The organism is Collinsella aerofaciens, assembly GCF_039062365.1.
Lineage (GTDB): Bacteria > Actinomycetota > Coriobacteriia > Coriobacteriales > Coriobacteriaceae > Collinsella.
The window spans coordinates 167,465-183,694 of sequence record NZ_JBCJBI010000004.1 but is presented as its reverse complement, the minus strand read 5'-3'; the positions used below and the strand labels follow the sequence as shown (position 1 = coordinate 183,694).

General features: G+C 61.3%; 14 protein-coding genes. 9 read left to right on the top strand and 5 right to left on the bottom strand.

Translation table 11 applies throughout. From position 1 onward, the window contains the following. The 8 genes from ABCN01_RS03790 to ABCN01_RS03755 all read left to right on the top strand — a co-directional run. Window positions 1–398: PTS sugar transporter subunit IIB (locus ABCN01_RS03790; RefSeq protein ID WP_343014196.1), on the top strand; the 398-nt coding region annotated here is incomplete at its 5' end. 298 nt (window positions 399–696) lie between these two features. Beyond that, window positions 697–1,680 carry an SIS domain-containing protein gene (locus ABCN01_RS03785; RefSeq protein WP_342995989.1) on the top strand — a complete coding sequence of 328 codons (984 nt, stop codon included), beginning with the start codon at window positions 697–699 and terminating at the stop codon, window positions 1,678–1,680. 159 nt (window positions 1,681–1,839) lie between these two features. Beyond that, on the top strand, window positions 1,840–2,469 hold the full coding sequence (locus ABCN01_RS03780) for an HAD family hydrolase (protein WP_342995988.1): 630 nt from the start codon (window positions 1,840–1,842) through the stop codon (window positions 2,467–2,469). 206 nt (window positions 2,470–2,675) lie between these two features. After that, window positions 2,676–3,683 (top strand): YitT family protein, encoded by a 1,008-nt coding sequence (locus ABCN01_RS03775; RefSeq protein ID WP_342995987.1) that lies wholly within the window; start codon window positions 2,676–2,678, stop codon window positions 3,681–3,683. A 219-nt stretch (window positions 3,684–3,902) separates the two neighbouring features. Continuing rightward, window positions 3,903–4,622, top strand: coding sequence for a GntR family transcriptional regulator (locus tag ABCN01_RS03770; RefSeq protein ID WP_343014195.1), 720 nt, complete (start codon window positions 3,903–3,905; stop codon window positions 4,620–4,622). A 492-nt stretch (window positions 4,623–5,114) separates the two neighbouring features. Next, window positions 5,115–7,097 carry a RecQ family ATP-dependent DNA helicase gene (locus ABCN01_RS03765; RefSeq protein ID WP_342995985.1) on the top strand — a complete coding sequence of 661 codons (1,983 nt, stop codon included), beginning with the start codon at window positions 5,115–5,117 and terminating at the stop codon, window positions 7,095–7,097. A gap of 2 nt (window positions 7,098–7,099) precedes the next feature. Then, window positions 7,100–7,855 carry a GntR family transcriptional regulator gene (locus tag ABCN01_RS03760; protein ID WP_342995984.1) on the top strand — a complete coding sequence of 252 codons (756 nt, stop codon included), beginning with the start codon at window positions 7,100–7,102 and terminating at the stop codon, window positions 7,853–7,855. Window positions 7,856–7,999: 144 nt separating this feature from the next. Further along, on the top strand, window positions 8,000–8,968 hold the full coding sequence (locus ABCN01_RS03755) for an SIS domain-containing protein (protein ID WP_342995983.1): 969 nt from the start codon (window positions 8,000–8,002) through the stop codon (window positions 8,966–8,968). A 133-nt stretch (window positions 8,969–9,101) separates the two neighbouring features. Here the strand turns inward: ABCN01_RS03755 and ABCN01_RS03750 are convergent, their stop codons facing one another. Further along, the gene (locus ABCN01_RS03750) at window positions 9,102–10,079 is read right to left on the bottom strand and encodes an L-lactate dehydrogenase (protein ID WP_342995982.1); all 978 of its coding nucleotides are present in this window, start codon (window positions 10,077–10,079) and stop codon (window positions 9,102–9,104) included. Between the two features lie 209 nt (window positions 10,080–10,288). Here ABCN01_RS03750 and metA point away from each other — a divergent pair, with 209 nt between their 5' ends. Next, window positions 10,289–11,215 carry a homoserine O-acetyltransferase MetA gene (metA, locus tag ABCN01_RS03745; protein WP_006235124.1) on the top strand — a complete coding sequence of 309 codons (927 nt, stop codon included), beginning with the start codon at window positions 10,289–10,291 and terminating at the stop codon, window positions 11,213–11,215. Between the two features lie 42 nt (window positions 11,216–11,257). On the opposite strand, the gene ABCN01_RS03740 is transcribed toward metA, so the two are convergent. From ABCN01_RS03740 to ABCN01_RS03730, 4 genes are all read right to left on the bottom strand, one after another. Beyond that, window positions 11,258–11,854, bottom strand: a complete 597-nt coding sequence (locus ABCN01_RS03740) for a 5-formyltetrahydrofolate cyclo-ligase (protein WP_342995980.1) — start codon at window positions 11,852–11,854, stop codon at window positions 11,258–11,260. 133 nt (window positions 11,855–11,987) lie between these two features. Beyond that, on the bottom strand, window positions 11,988–12,317 hold the full coding sequence (locus tag ABCN01_RS03735) for a type II toxin-antitoxin system HicB family antitoxin (protein ID WP_055285251.1): 330 nt from the start codon (window positions 12,315–12,317) through the stop codon (window positions 11,988–11,990). Continuing rightward, on the bottom strand, window positions 12,310–12,573 hold the full coding sequence (locus tag ABCN01_RS09525; RefSeq protein ID WP_425458727.1) for a type II toxin-antitoxin system HicA family toxin: 264 nt from the start codon (window positions 12,571–12,573) through the stop codon (window positions 12,310–12,312). Before ABCN01_RS09525 ends, ABCN01_RS03735 begins: the two co-directional genes overlap by 8 nt. Window positions 12,574–12,890: 317 nt before the next feature. Then, a complete protein-coding gene (locus tag ABCN01_RS03730) occupies window positions 12,891–15,935 on the bottom strand; it encodes an insulinase family protein (RefSeq protein ID WP_342995978.1) in 3,045 nt (1,014 codons plus the stop codon). Window positions 15,936–16,230 lie beyond the last annotated feature (295 nt).

The window sequence follows — 16,230 nt, the reverse complement described above, 5'->3', positions numbered from 1 at the left end:
GTATCGGGTTCCCACATTCATCCGCACATGTGCGGATGAATGTGGGAGGTGTTCGGATAAAGTTGATAATCAAGGCAAAACCTGCGGGAATCAGGCTCAGTATCTTTACAACGGAAAAAACCATTGCAAAGATGCCTAAGATTCTTGAGCTAAAAGAAAACATCATGATGGTATTCGGTACAACTAGGGCCTTAGTTGATGTTTGCAGTGCGACTGGTGCAATTACTGAAGTGCAGTACGGCGCGACCTTTAACAAAGAAGGTTCGAAGCAGATTGACCAAAGCGTTTTCCTGGACGATTCGGAAATCAACGATACGCGCGAGCTGCTTGGGATGGGGATTAAGCTCTACAGCCAGCAGACTCCGTCATTCCCGAAGGATCCAATTACGTCTGTCTAGTGGTTGCTGAGTAGCGCAACACCCGACGCGAATGATGGATAAATTCGTGACCGCCATCGTGGGCGGCATCGCCCTCTTCGCGGCCGGCATCCTGGCCTAGTCGCGACTAAGCGTTTAACCGCTTTCCCCGGGGAGCCTGCCTGGCATCCCATACCCCAGGCAGGCTTCCATCCCTATACGTGACAATGGGACAGTCCCTTTGTCGCATTCTTAACGGGCCGACGACTCGGTCCAAATCACGGTAACCCTGCGTGCGTCCGGCAAAGTGGCGCCGCAAAAATCGAAAGGAATGTGTCAGATGTACGAGATCGACCTTAACCTCCCTAAGCAGATCGTCGCTGACGTCCTGTCCAACCACGAGATCCACAGCGTCGCCTTCGTCGGCTCCGGTGCTTCCATGTCCGACCTTTACCCCGCCAAGTACTTCCTGGCCAACAACACGGACAAGCTGAACGTTCAGATTTTCACCGCTAACGAGTTCAACTACGACACGCCTTCCTGGGTCAACGAGCACACCTTCGTGATCACCTGCTCTCTCGGTGGCTCCACGCCCGAGACCGTCGAGGCCAACAAGACCGCCAAGAAGCACAACTGCCCGGTCGTCTCCCTCACCAACAAGGCTGGCTCCGCTCTGACCGTCGACGCCGACCACGTCATCGTTCACGGCTTCCACGCCAACTTCGCTGCCAAGTGCGAGAAGCCCGGCTACGCCATCGCTCTTGCTCTCGAGATCCTTCAGCAGACCGAGGGCTATGACCACTACGAGGACATGATCACCGGCCTCACCAACGTCTTCGATCTCTGCGAGAACGCCGCTCAGCACTGCAAGAAGCTCGCCAAGAAGTTCGCCGAGGACTTCAAGGACGACAAGATGATCTACTTCATGGCCTCCGGTGCCTCCGAGAAGATGGCTTATTCTCACGCCGCCTTCCTGTTCACCGAGATGCAGTGGATCGACGCCGCCGCCTACAACACCGGCGAGTACTTCCACGGCCCGTTCGAGGTTTCCACCGAGGGTAAGCCCTACGTCTTCTTCATGTCTGATGGCGCTACCCGTCCGATGGACGCCCGCGCCCTCACCTTCCTTGAGCGCATGGGCGCCAAGGTCGCTCTGATCGACTCCAAGGACTACGGCCTGGCTGACGCCGTGCCCGCGAGCGTCGTCACCTACTTCAACCCGCTGCTGCACCTCGCCGTTATGCGCGAGTACGGCAACCAGATCGCCGAGGCCCGTCAGCACCCGCTGACCATGCGTCGCTACATGTGGAAGCTTTCCTACTAATCACAAGTAAGTAGACCTTACGGGTTGATTGAGAGGGGATGGGGTTTGCGCCCCGTCCCCTTTTTTGCTCTGGGGAGGGCGTGTCTGTCGCGTCGCAAATCCCAGATAAAACCTACCAAAATAAACCTGTCCCTTTTTGGCAGGTGGGAGGAGATGCGTATGATCAAGGCAGTGCTGTTCGACATGGACGGCGTGCTGGTCGATACCGAGTGGTTCTACAACCGCCGCCGCGTGGCGTTTATGGAGGAGCATGGCATTACGTACGATAGAATTCCAGATCTTTCGGGGTCTAATGAACCGGCAATCTGGGAAGCTCTAGTTCCTGGCAATCTCACGTTACGCGAGGAATTGCTCACGGAATATAAAAAAAGATATTGCCCCGCTCATCCCGTTCCGTATGCCGAGCTACTCAACGAGCAGACGGAGCCGGTGATGCGTGAGCTGCACAAGCGCGGCGTGAAGTGTGCCATCGCGAGCTCGTCCTATCGCGAGCTCATTGACGAGCTGGTGGAGATTGCTGGTATCGCCGACGTGCTGGACTACACCATCAGCGGTCACGAGTGCAGTGCGTTTAAGCCCGACCCCGAGATCTACCTGCGTGCCATGGAAGCACTGGGGGTTGAGCCTTCCGAGTGCCTGGTTATCGAGGACTCGCCTTTGGGCATCGAGGCCGGCAAGCGCTCCGGCGCCCGCGTCCTGGCGCTGTGTCCGCACGAGGGCGTCAACCTGGACCAGTCCGCCGCCGACGTTGTTATCGACAACCTGACCGACATCCTACCTGCCATTTAGGGACAGGTTTATTTTGGCAGGTTTTATCTGGGCAAATGCCGAATTCGCCGTGAAGGGATCGCTCTCTTCACGGCGTTTTTCTTTTGAGCGGCCTCACGGTCCTTCTGATGGTTGTCGAGAGAGGGTGAATTGGGGCGCCCCCGCACGCTCCATGCTACAATCGCGGACATGCCCCACAACTATATCTGCCTTCGAAAGGAGCCTACGTGGCGAACGCCATCGATCAGCTCACGGACCGCGTGCTCGTGCTCGGCCGCCTCACCATCGTCCGCCGCGCCATTACCTCCGTGGCGGTCACCATTTCCGCCGTTCTCCAGACATTTCTGATCCAGGCGTTCATTCGGCCCGCCGACTTGCTTCCGAGCGGCCTTACCGGCGTCGCGGTCCTGCTCGATCGCGTTACCTCGCTCGGCGGCGTTCATATCGACATCTCGCTCGGTATGCTCGCGCTCAACATCCCCGTGGCGCTCCTGTGCTGGAGCGGCATTAGCAAGCGTTTCGTCATCTTCTCGATGATGCAGGTCGTGCTCTCGTCGCTGTTCCTCAACGTCTTTCACTTCGCGCCGTTTTTGGGTGACAAGATCATGCTCATCATTTTTGGCGGCGTGGTCTCGGGTCTGGGCGCTGCCATCGCGCTTAAGTCCGGCGCATCTACCGGTGGCACCGACTTTATCGCGCTGTGGGTCTCCAACCACACGGGCAAGACCATTTGGGGCGTCATCTTTGGTTTCAACTGCTTTATCCTGGCGATCTTTGGCTTTATATTTGGCTGGGACAATGCGGCGTACTCCATCGTGTTCCAGTTTATTTCGACCAAGACCATCGACAGTTTCTATCGTCGCTACGACCGCGTGACGCTGCAGATCACAACGCGCAAGGCGGACGAGGTCATGACCGCCTATGTTGACCATTTTCAGCATGGTATTAGCTGCGCCGAGGTCATCGGCGGATATAGCCGCGAGAAGATGTACCTGCTGCACGCCGTTGTCTCGACCTACGAGAGCCAGGACATTATCAAGCTGGTGTGCGACATTGATCCCGGCGCCGTGATCAATGTGTTTCACACGCTCAACTTTGTGGGCGGCTGGTGGGGCTGCCATGTCGACGAGCCCATGCCCACGGCCGTACCCGATCCCGACAAGCCCGCGCGCATGGCCAGCAGGCAGGCGCGCCTCAGCGAGCAGGACAGCCTGCAGCAGGATGACGGCAAGTAGGGTTTTGGCTTTTTGCCGGTCAAGCGCAGTCCATTCGAATGAGCCCCTCGAAAGCCCCGTTGCTTTCGGGGGGCTCTCGTTTGACCAGATAAAACCTACCAAAATAGACCTGTCGCTTTTTGGTAGGCAGTGTGTATCGTTTTATCGTTATGATGTAACATAGAGCTAGACGTTATATACGTATTAGTAATTTCGATATTTTGATAGGAGTGATCAGATATGCCCGCGACCAAAAATGCACCGCTTTACCAGCAGATTTACGACGAAATCAAGGATGCGATCGAGAAAGGTGTTTATGCACCCAAGGAGCGTATTCCGTCCGAGCTCGAGCTAGCCGAGCAGTACGAGGTGAGCCGCATTACGGTGCGCCGCGCCGTCGAGGAGCTGTGCTCCGATGGCTACCTGGTTAAGCAGCAGGGCCGTGGCACCTTTGTTTCCACGCCGCACATCAACCGTCAGTTCCACGCCTCGACGCTGCAGACGTTTACCGCGCTGTGTGCCGATAACGGCATGAAGGCCGGTGCACATGTGGTCGATCGCCAGATCGTTCCGGCGCGCCAAAACGAGATGGAGTTCTTTGGCCTGCAGAAGGGCGCGCTGCTGCTGCATATTAAGCGCGTGCGCACGGCCGACGGCGAGCCCATCTTTGAGGAGAACGTCTTTGTGCCGTTTGACGCCTACCGTGAACTGTTGACAGCCGACCTTGAGGACAAGTCGATTTTTGCCGAGGTCGGGCGTGTTGGCGGAACCCCGATTGTCTCGGCTGGCTACCGTACGGTCGAGGCCGTTCGCGCCAGCGCTGAGCAGGCGGCCGAGCTGGGCATCGCTCCGCACGATCCGCTGCTCAACCTGCGCGCCGGCTTTATCGGTCCCAATGGCGAGCCGGTCTTGCTCGGCAAACAGTACTACGTGGGCAGCCGCTACGTCATGGTCATATAAGTTACGTGGTTTTACCAAATCGCGTAACGGCTCGACGCTGCGCCTTTGGTTCCGCCGTTCTAACGAACGGCGGACCGGTCGACGCTGCAAACGCCCCTAAGCGGCAATCTGACGTTCAATCGTCGGTCGCGTACCGAAGTACGCTTCCCTCCTCTTTCACGTCACCTTGCTCGCTTAGGGGCGTTTTCGCTGGCTTATGCTCAACCGGCGACGTTTCCGCGCTTGTCAAGAGATTGCTTATTGGGGACGCTCTTAAACGACTGGTCATTCAAGAAGGTTCCCAACGACTACCCGCAGAACGAGCGTGGGTAATCTCCCGTTTTTGGCTTGGTGGCGGGTTCAAAGTGGGAGATTATCCACGCTCATCCAGAAAGTGTCCAAAAATCCACGCTCGTTCCCTTCGGATTGCATCGCCCGTGGCCGGCAGCCGTGCGGCACCGGTCCGCGTGGCGGCGTATAATCGGCGGCAGATGACTTGGACGTTAGGAAACCATGACCGATAGCATGCAGCAGATGGCGCTTGACACGCTCGGCGCCTATTTTGGCTACACCTCGTTTCGCCCGGGACAGGACCGCATGGTGGATGCGATTCTTGCAGGCCGCGATGCGCTGGGTGTTATGCCCACGGGCGCCGGCAAGTCCATTTGCTACCAGGTGCCCGCGTTCATGCTGCCCGGCATCACCTTTGTGGTGAGTCCGCTCTTGTCGCTTATGGAGGACCAGACCCGTGCGTTGCTCGCGGCGGGTGCGCGACCCAGCTATCTCAACTCCAGCCTTACTCCAGCCCAGCAAAACACCGTGCTCAAGCGGGCGCGCGAGGGTCGCTACCAGCTTATGTACGTGGCGCCCGAGCGCCTGCTCGAGCCGCGCTTTTTAGCCTTTGCGCAGGAGGCCGCGGCGGACGGCGGCATTGGCGTGCCGCTCGTGGCCATTGACGAGGCCCACTGCGTGAGCCAGTGGGGCCAGGATTTCCGCCCCGCCTACCTGCAGATTCGCGAGTTCATCGATTCCCTGCCGCAGCGCCCCATCGTGGCGGCCTTTACCGCTACGGCGACCGAGCGCGTGCGCGCGGACATTCAGCAGATGCTCGGCCTGCAAAACCCCGCGACGGTGGTGACGGGTTTCGATCGCAAGAACCTCTACTTTGGCTGCGAGGAGATGGGCGACAAGGCCAAGGCCGCGTGGGTGCGTGACTATGTGATCGCGCATTCGAGGGAGAGCGGCATCGTGTATTGCTCGACCCGCAAGACGGTCGACGCGCTGGCAGGCGAGCTTGTCGAGGCGCTGGGCCCCAGCGGCATTCGCGTTGGCCGCTACCATGCAGGCATGGGCAACGACGCCCGCCGCCAGAGCCAGCGTGCCTTTATCGACGACGACATTCAGGTGATGGTTGCCACCAACGCCTTTGGTATGGGCATCGACAAGCCCAACGTGCGCTACGTGATTCACAACAACGTGCCCGAGAGCATCGAGGCCTACTACCAGGAGGCGGGCCGTGCCGGCCGCGATGGCGACCCGGCCAGCTGCCACTTGCTGTGGAACGGCAACGATTTTCGCATGCGCCGCTTTCTGATCGATCGCGGCGATGCTGCCGATGAGGCGCTCGACGACGAGCAGCGCGCGTGGGCGCTCCAGAATCGCTACCGCCTGCTCAGCCAGATGGAGGGCTACTGCAATACCACCGGCTGCCTGCGCGAATACATGCTGCGCTACTTTGGCGACGAGGCCGCGGCCGAGCATGCTGCTTCGGCTGGCGCGGGCGGCACCGCTACGGATGAGGTCGAGGGCTGTGGTAACTGCAGCAACTGCCTCACACAGTTCGAGGTCGAGGACGTCACCGATATGGCCCGCGCCGCCGTGCGCTATGTGGCCACGCGTCCCATGCGCTTTGGCAAGTCGCTGATCGCCGACGTGCTCCACGGCGGCAACACCGAGCGCATTCGCCAGATGCATCTGGACGAGGACCGCGGCTACGGTGAGCTGTCGAGCGAATCGGTTGGGCGCATCAAGGATATCATCGGCCAGCTGTGCGGCTGCGGCTACCTGGCCACCTCGCAGGGGCAGTACCCGGTCGTGGGGCTGGGCCCGCGTGCCACCGAGGTCGAGGACGAGGCGTTCGCCTTTACCGTTAAGCGTCGCGCGTCCAAGCGCAAAGCCTCGGCCCGCGCCCGCCGTGCGGTGGATCTGCTGCGCGAGGAGGCCGAGCTGGATCAGCGCCCGCGCGTGGGCGACGATGCCGAGCTGTTCGAGTGCCTGCGTGCCCTCCGCAAGGAGATCTCGACGGAGCTGGAGATGGCGCCGTATATGGTCTTTTCCGACAAGGCCCTGCGCGGCCTGTGCCGCCTGCGTCCACAGACGCGCGAGGAGCTGATCCAGGTCAACGGCATTGGCGAGAAAAAAGCCGACGCCTTTGGCGAACAGTTTATGGCGGCGATTGAAGAGTTTGAGTCCGAGCATGCGCGGGATGGAGCGTAACGATGGCATTCGACGATAAAACCGAGCGCGCCGAGGTGTCCGCCGTACCGCTGTACCAGCAGGTCATGGACGACCTAAAGGGCGAGATCGCGCGCGGCGTGTACCCTGCTGGCTCGCGCATTCCTGCCGAGATGGAGCTCGCGAAGTCCTACGGCGTGGGGCGCGTCACCGTGCGCCGTGCCATCGAGGAGCTGTCGCGCGCGGGGTATCTCAACCGCCAGCAGGGGAGGGGCACCTTTGTGTGCGCTCCCAAGCTCAAGCGCAAGATTCGCCAGAAGGGTGACGTCCAGAGCTTTACTGAGGGTTGTGCTGCCAACGACATGGTGCCGGGTGCGCGTCTGGTGTCGCGCACGGTGGTCGCGGCGACGCACGAGGATGCGGCGTTCTTTGGCGTGGAGCCCGGCTGCGAGCTTATCGTGGTCGAGCGCGTGCGCACGGCCGATGGCATCCCCGTCATGCTCGAGAACAACGCCTTTGTGCTCGCCGACCATCCCTACCTGCAGACGCTGGCCGACGAGGACCTCACCGATAACTCAATCTTTGCGCTCGTTGCCGAGCATTCGGGTCGCGCGCCGCTCAAGTCCGACCCCTGCACCGTGGAGATTGCGCTTGCCGATGCTCAGACGGCCCCGCTGCTGGAGGTGCCGGTCGGCGAGCCGCTCTTCTATATGGAGGCCTACTTTACCGACGCCGGCGGGCGCCCTCTACTGCTCGGCCGCCAAAAGATCGTGGGCTCGCGCTATGTCTTCGACATCTAACGTCCACAGATAGAACAACATAGAACAAATTTGCCGAGATGACTTCACGGGCGTTATTGCACGTGCTATAAATAGGACAACATAGAACGACAGCAGGTACGAGCTGTCGTCGTTCAAAGCCGCCCCACAAGGAGGAGCATCAGCATGAACGCACATGATCTGGTTCAGGAAATCATCGAGCGCAAGGGCAAGGTCGAGAACGTCTTTTGGATCGCTTGTGGCGGTTCGATGATCGACCTGATGCCGGCCAACGAGCTGCTCAAGCGCGAGGCCACCACGTTTACCTCGACGGTCTACACGGCACGCGAGTTTTGCCTGATGGCTCCTAAGAGCCTTGGCGAGAAGTCGCTCGTTATTGCCTGCAGCCACAGCGGCAACACGCAGGAGGTCGTTGACGGCTGCGAGATGGCGCTGGCAGCCGGTGCCGAGGTCGTTGCCCTCACCGACTGCGAGGGCTCCAAGATCGATAACGGCAAGTGGACCACCTGGGTCTATCCGTGGGGCGAGGGCGTGTCACAGGCCGAGGTGCCGCAGGGCATCGGCGCTCTGATCGCCGCCGAGTTGCTCGACCAGCAGGAGGGTTACGAGGCGCTCGCCGACATGTATGAAGGCCTTAAGCAGATGGACGCGCTGCTGCCCGCCGCGCGCGAGAAGGTCAACGCCGAGCTGGGCGCCCGTTTTGCCGAGCTCTGCCAGCAGCACAAGTTCTTCTACATCCTGGGCTCCGGTCCCAACTTTAGCCAGACCTACGCCATGGCCATCTGCTCGCTCATGGAGATGCAATGGCAGCATTGCTGCTACATCCACTCCGGCGAGTATTTCCACGGCCCGTTCGAGGCTACCGAGCCCGGCGTGTTCTACTTTGTGCAGCTCGGGTCGGGTGAGTGCCGCCCCATGGAGGAGCGCGCGCTGGCGTTCCTCAACACGCACACCGACACGATCATGGTGCTCGACGCGCTCGAGTACGGCGTGGGCGACGTGCCCGCCAGCGTGCGTTCGTACCTGGAGCCGATCTTCTTCTACAACATGAGCTGCGAGCTGCGCGCCGCACGCGGCAAGGTGTTCGATCACAGCCCCGAGGTTCGTCGCTACATGGGCATCGAGCAGTACTAAGTAACGGGAAAAGCATTCACCTTCGATTCGCAAGCGTGCCGTGTGAGTCAAAAAGCGGGCCGTGCCGGGGATTTCCGGCACGGCCCGCTTTGCATGGCGTCCGTATGGGCGAGGTGTCGCGGCAGCCAGCGGCTTACTTGGCGTCGTAGGCCTCGGCGTCCCACCAGTCGAGTTGGGCGATGTTGTCGCGGATGTGCTGGCAGCTCTTGTGGAAGCCCTCGAGCTCGTGCTCGGACAGGTCGAGCGTGTAGACCTCCTCGACGCCCTCGGCACCGATCACGCACGGCAGGGAGGTGAAGATGCCCTCCTCGCCATACTGGCCGGTCATGAGCGTGGAGGCGGAAAGCACGGCGTGCTCGTTGTGCAGCACGGCGGCGCAGACGCGCGCGGCGGAGTTGGCGACGGCGTACTCGGTGCACTGCTTGCCCTGGTAGGTTACGTAGCCGCCCTTGCGCGCGAGCTCCTCGATCTCCATGTGGTCGAAGTCATACTTGTCGGGGTTCTCGGCCTGAAGTTCGTTGAGGCTCTTACCGGCGATGGTTGCGGCCTTAAAGGCGGCAAGCTGGCTAAAGCCGTGCTCGCCGATCATGTAGGCGTCGATGGACTTGGGGCTCACGCCGACCTTCTTGGAGATCTCGGTGCGCAGGCGGGCGGAGTCCAGGCCGCAGCCCGAGCCGATGATCTTCTTGGGATCGTAGCCGGTCAGGTGCCACAGCTCGGTGCACACGACGTCGCAGGGGTTGGAGATGCTCACGAAGATGCCGTCAAAGCCGGCGTCGACGATGCGCTTGGCAAAGGTGCGGGCGGCGTCGGTGGTAAAGAACAGCTCGCCGTCGCGGTTGCCGGCGGCCAGCGCGACCTTGCCGGCGGCGTTGACGATGACGTCGCAGCAGGCAAGCTCCTCGTAGTGGTCGTAGCAGTTGACGATCTTGGTGTTGTACGGGACAAACGAAAGGGAGTCGCGCAGGTCCTGGACCTCGGACGTCACCTTGGCCTCGTTGATATCGCACAGGTACAGCTCATCGGCAATGCCCTGCATGAGCAGACTGTTGGCAACATGTGCTCCTACGTGGCCCTGGCCGACCACACCGATCTTACGCGTCTGGTACATATATGCATCCTTTCGGCCGAGTTTTTCGTGTCGAACCATTGTAACGTCCTGCTGCCACTTTGCTAGGCTAAAGCGCCATAGATTTTGGGTATGCCTTAATCTCTACTTTTGGAGTGATTTGGGCCGCTGACGGCATCGCTGGGCGATGTGCTCGCGCGGATGGGCCCGCTCGTTGTACCATAGCTGCAACTGACTCGTAAGGAGCATCCATGCCCATTCGCATTCCCGACGCCCTCCCTGCCGCCGCGCAGCTCGAGAGTGAGAACATCTTTGTCATGACCGAGTACCGCGCGCTGCACCAGGACATCCGTCCGCTGCGCGTACTCATCCTCAACCTCATGCCCACCAAGATCGCTACCGAGACGCAGATTATGCGCAAGCTCTCCAACACGCCGCTGCAGGTGGAGGTGGACCTGCTGCGCACGAAAACGCACGAGGCCACGCACGTGAGCGCCGGCCACCTGGAGACGTTCTATCGCACGTTCGACGACATCCGCGACATCCACTACGACGGCCTGATCATCACGGGCGCGCCGGTGGAGCAGATGCCGTTCGAGGAGGTCGACTACTGGCCCGAGCTCTGCCAGATCATGGATTGGTCCACCACGCACGTGCACTCCACGCTGCACATTTGTTGGGGCGCGCAGGCCGGTCTGTACCATCATTACGGTATCCAGAAGTACGACCTACCGGCAAAGGCGAGTGGCGTATTTGAGCATTATCTGGTGAAGCCGCAAAGCCCGCTGGTCCGCGGCTTTGACGACCGTTTCTATGCCGTGCATTCGCGCAACACCGATGTGCGCCGCGAGGACGTGGAGGCCGAGCCGCAGCTTGAGGTTGTGGCCGTGTCTGACGAGGTTGGCCTGTACATCGTCAAGTCGACCGACAGCCGTCGCTTCTTTGTATTTGGCCACCCCGAGTACGATACCGACACGCTGCGCCTGGAGTACGAGCGCGACGTGAAGCGCGGCCTCAATCCTCAGGTGCCGGCGCATTACTTCCCGGGCGACGACCCCACCGCCGAGCCGCGCAACGTCTGGCGCAGCCAGGCTCAGCTGTTCTACACCAACTGGCTCAACTACTACGTCTACCAGACCACGCCCTACGACCTGGCCCGCGCCGGCGAGGAGCACTAGGCTGCGATGGTGCTGCTGTAGCCGTGGCTGATGTGGCGGCGGTTAGGCGCTAATGATGTGGGGTAGCGGCAGGTCGTGGGCATCGGTGGGGATGTGGTCGACGCGCTGTTCGTCAAAGGAGATGCCGATGATCTGGCATGTGGCCGAACGCGTGGGCAGGTAGCGGTCGTAGCAGCCGCCGCCGTAGCCCAGGCGTGCGCCGGCGCGGTCGAAGGCCACGAGCGGCACAACAATCATGTCGAGTGCTTCGGCAGGTACGATGGGGAAGCGGTCGCTGTCGATGTCCGTGGCCGCGAAGGTCCGCGCAGGGTGGGCGATAAACGGAGCCGCGGACGCATCGTCGGCGGCAACTGCCCGCATACACATGCGCTGGCCACAAGCCACGGCGTCTGCTGCCGAGAGCATGCACGGATAGGCCACGCGCCAGCCGCGCACGGCGGCCGCAGCGGCAAACGCGGCAGGGTCTGCCTCGGAACCCATCGCGGCATAGACGGCAACGGTGCGCGGCGCCGCGGCATCCAAGCGGCCCAGCAGCTCAGCCAGCCGCGCACAGATATCAGCAGACTTCGCCGCGCGCAAGTCCAAATCAAGAGCATCGCGCCGAGCAATCACCGCCCGCCGCACTTCAGCCTTGTCCATCCCAGCCTCCTCTCCCAAACCTACCAAAAAGGGACAGGTTTATTTTGGCAGGTTTTATCTAGGCAAACAGCAAAAACAACCACGAAGGGAACACAGGCACCCTCGTGGTGGTTTTGATGGCGACTCGTCTCTATTACAACGCCGCGGCGATTGCTTCGGCCACAAATTTGTTAAGCGACTCACCCTTCTTTGCCGCCGCCAGTGCTGCCTGCTTGTGAAGCTCGGAGCCTGTTCTCACATTGAATGAGCCCTTAAAAGCCCGCTCTGGTTCCTTGCCCTTTTCGGCACAAAACTCAAGGTAATCGTCGACGGCGTCGTGGAAGCATCGCTCCACTTCTTCAACCGTGGAGCCTTCAAATACGATTGCGTCCCTAATGCCGGCGACCATACCTGTTAGCACATGCTGTTCGGCATCGAACTCGACCGGGGCGAAATAACCCTTGTATGCCAAAACGTTACTCATGACTACCTCCGACATCTTGCAGAAAGCGAACGATGTTTCGAATGGTCCCCGCTGTCAATTCGTCAGATGGATGAGGCACGTGCATTACGAACATCCTGCCATCTGATGGCCTGTAGAAGCGAACGCGCGATCCGGATGTCTTGCCTTTGCTGTCCATTTCAAAGCCATACGAAGCCATGACTTTTAAAAAATCCGCATACCGATACGTCGAAGGGCAGCTAAACAGTTGGGCGATGAGTTTATCGGTCCGCGTCATCCCGCCTCACATTCTGCAACTATATTCTAGTTGCAATTTCAGTTTGATGCAAGCACCTCTACTATAGAACATGTGTTCGTATAGAACAAGTGTTCGAATCACAACTGAGGAAGGAGACGGGCACCTTTGTGGTGGTCTGTGCTGTGGAGTGGGCGTCTGCGGCGGTTTGTCTCAATCTGTAACAGTAACTCGGCAAAATTGGACCTAGATGTTACAGATTGAGACAAATCGCCGCGGTGGGCTGCGCCGCCCCGCTCAAACCGCAGAAAAAAAGGTAGATTTTCAGACATGTCCCAAAAATCTACCTTTGCCGTGCCTTAGCCCAGCAGGTCGACTACGTTGAAGCCGGCGTTGCTCTTGGCGATGACTTCGCGGCCGCCAAAGACGCAGGTGGGCGACTCGGCTGCGATGCGCGTCACATCGGCGCCGAGCGAGCGCAGCTCACCGGGCGTGGCGGCGAGCATCTGGGCGCGACGCTCCTCGCGCGCATGCGGATCGAGCCCGGCCAGATAGGTCGTGTTGCGGCGCTTGGTGAGCGCGTACGGCTTCACCGGCGCATCCATGCCGCTCACGCAGCTTACGATAAAGCCCTCAAAGGCGGCCTCGTCGGGCTCAAAGCTGCTAAGCCATGCACCCGCGCGCTCCACGCGCTCAATCGAAGGATCGATCGCCGGGTCGCGGTAGGTGTAGAACGCCGTCTGGCGCTCGCTGGCTGCGCGGAATCCGCAACCGTACGCACCGCCCTTCACGCGAATCTCGTTCCACAGGTAATCGTAGGAGAGCGCGTTGGCAGCCACGGCCCAAGCGCCTGTCACGTCAATGCCCAGGCGACGCGGATCGCACGCACGCGCGGCAAAGCAGATGTCGCTGGGGATCACGAAAGCCTCGTGGCGGTCGCACGGCGTCGGCACCACGAGCGCGTCGCGGTCGGCATCGGCGCCGTCGCCAGCGCCCAGCTCCAGGTCGCCCGCGGCGGCCCAGTACGCGTTAAAGTCCTCATCGCTGCCGGTAAAGCTCGCCAGGCAGCCGTCGGCCACAAAGATGCGGCCTGCCAGCTCGGCAAGCTTGGCACGCAGGCCGTCCAGGCGCTCGTCAAAGTGGTCGAGCAAATCGCGCAGGAACAGGTAGAAGTCTACGCCCGAGAGCTGCTCACGCACCACGGCCGAAGGCGAGCTGTAGCTCATCACGCGACCGAGCGCCGCCGAGTGGCCGTTGTTGATAAAGCCCTGTTCAAGCCCAATGCGAATCTGCGTGAGCACGTCGCGCACGCGGTCGGCGTCGGCATCTGCCAAAAGCGTGCTCGACCACACCTCGCGCGGCAGGCTCGCCAGCGCGTCGATCTTCTCGGACAGGGCGCCTGCGCTCACCAGCAGGTAGGGGCGCACGCCGTCCACGTCGGGCTGGGTCATGACCTCGGTCGTAAAGCTCAAAAAGCCCAGCTTGCCGGCGAGCAGGTTGTCGAGCTCCTCGGCCGAATGCCCGCGCGTGGGCAGCTGCTTGAGCAGGCGGCAGAGCAGCGTCACGTAGGGCAGGTCCTCAAACGCGACGCAGCTCAGGTCGAAATACTGCATGGCGTAGGCCAGACGGTTGGTGGGGATGCCGTGGCGCAGGCAGGGGATGGGCGCGGTCGTGTCCACGATCAGCGGCGGCTCGGGGCGCGCCTCGCCAATGTCGGACACGCGCAGGCGCGGCAGCGTGGCCTTGGCCTCGGGCGTGTCTTCCGCCTCCTGCGCGGCACGCAGCGCGGCCGTGCGCTCGACCACGTCGGCCAGCTCGGCATCGGTCATGGCGTCGCGCTTGGCAGTCAGCTCGGCAGCTTCGGCACCCTCTGCGCCCTCGGCGGCGTCCACCGGCACCAGCTCAACCAGCGCCATGTGGTCGTTTTCCAGCACCAGCTCGCGCAGCAGGTCCTCAAAATAGCTGCCGTCCAGCTCGCCACGCAGCTCCTCGTACACCGGGCCGTACTTGAGTGCCAGCGTCGCGGCGTCGTCATCGTAGAGCCAGGTGCTCAGCGCGTCGCACGCAATGGCCACGCCGTCGGCGATGCCGTAGTCGCGCTGGCGCAGGTCGTACTCGTTGCTGCTGATGATAGCTTCCAGGCGCTCGCGCGGAACGCCGTGCTCGCACAGGTCGCGGCAGGCGTCCTGGAACACGCGGCGCAGCTCGCGCGCCACGCCGGGCTGCGCATTTTGCAGCATGATGAGCTCGTAGGGCTGCAGGCTTTCGGCCGCGGTGTAGCTCACCACGTTGCCGCCCAGGCCGGCGGCCAGAATGGCCTTCTTAACTGGCGCTTCGTTGGAGCCCAGCAGTGCCTCGAACAGGATATCCGCGGCGATCGTGCGCTTGCGGTCGAGTGCGCTGCCCAGCACAAGGCCCAGGCCAACCAGGGCGTTCTCGGGCGTGGTGTCCATCTCGATGCGCTTATACTCGCAGGTCACGGGCGCCTGCACGTCCAGCGGATTGGGTGCCAGCGTGGACGGATCCTCGCCGGCGGCAACGGCTGCGTCCATGCGCCGACTTGCGGCACTCGGCTGCGACAGATAGCGCTCGTCCAAAAAGGCCAGGGCGCGGTCCACGTCCAGGTCGCCGTAGAGCGTGATGTAGGAGTTGGAAGGATTGTAGTGGCGCGCGTGCGTGTCCAGGAACTGCTCGTAGGTGAGTGCGGGAATCGCGCGCGGGTCGCCGCCACTCTCGTGCGCATAAGCGGTGTCGGGATAGAGCGCGGCGTTGACGGCGTCGTCTAGCACGCTCATGGGATCGGACAGAGCACCCTTCATCTCGTTGAACACCACGCCGTTATAGCGCAGCGTGCCCTCGCGCAGGCTGGCGGCGTCGCCCTCGCCATCGCCCTCGGCGTCCTCCGGCAGGTCCAGCTCGTAGTGCCAGCCCTCCTGCTCAAAAATGGTGGACTTGGTGTAGATGGCCGGGTTGAACACCGCGTCCAGATACACGTCCATCAGGTTGTACAGATCCTGCTCGTTGGTGGTGGCAACGGGGTAGATGGTCTTGTCGGGGTAGGTCATGGCGTTGAGGAACGTCTGCATGGAGCTCTTGATCAGGTCGACAAACGGCTCCTTGACGGGGAACTTTGCCGATCCGCACAGCACCGAGTGCTCAAGAATATGGAACACGCCGGTGGAATCGGCCGGCGGCGTCTTAAAGCCAATGGCGAAGGCCTTGTTTTCGTCGTCGCACGCCAGGTACAGCAGGCGAGCGCCCGAGGCGGTGTGGCGCAGCACGTAGGCGTCCGAGTCGAGCTCGGGCACGGTCTCGCAGCGCTCGACGGCAAAACCGTGACAGATGGTACCGGGCACCAGCAGTGCGGCAGCAGCGGCACGCGGGTCGGTTGAGGTGGTGGACATATGCAGTCTCCTTTGACGCCCCAGCGGGGGCGAATCGAGTCGAATCCCCGAGAGTATACCCATATGGGGCCGCGGCTCTGCGGCGAACTGAAGACGATGCTGGCGGATTGGGCAAAGGCCCCGCGTGACCGCCGCGCGAGCGTGGAAACTTGGACGCCTATCGAATGAGAGTGGATTTTCGGACGGAATCAGCCTCAAAACGCCCAAAAACCGTCCAAATATCCACCCTCATTTTCCGACCGTCCAAAATCCACGCTCATCCGCTGCCCACACATCTCTCATATCTCATTCGTCT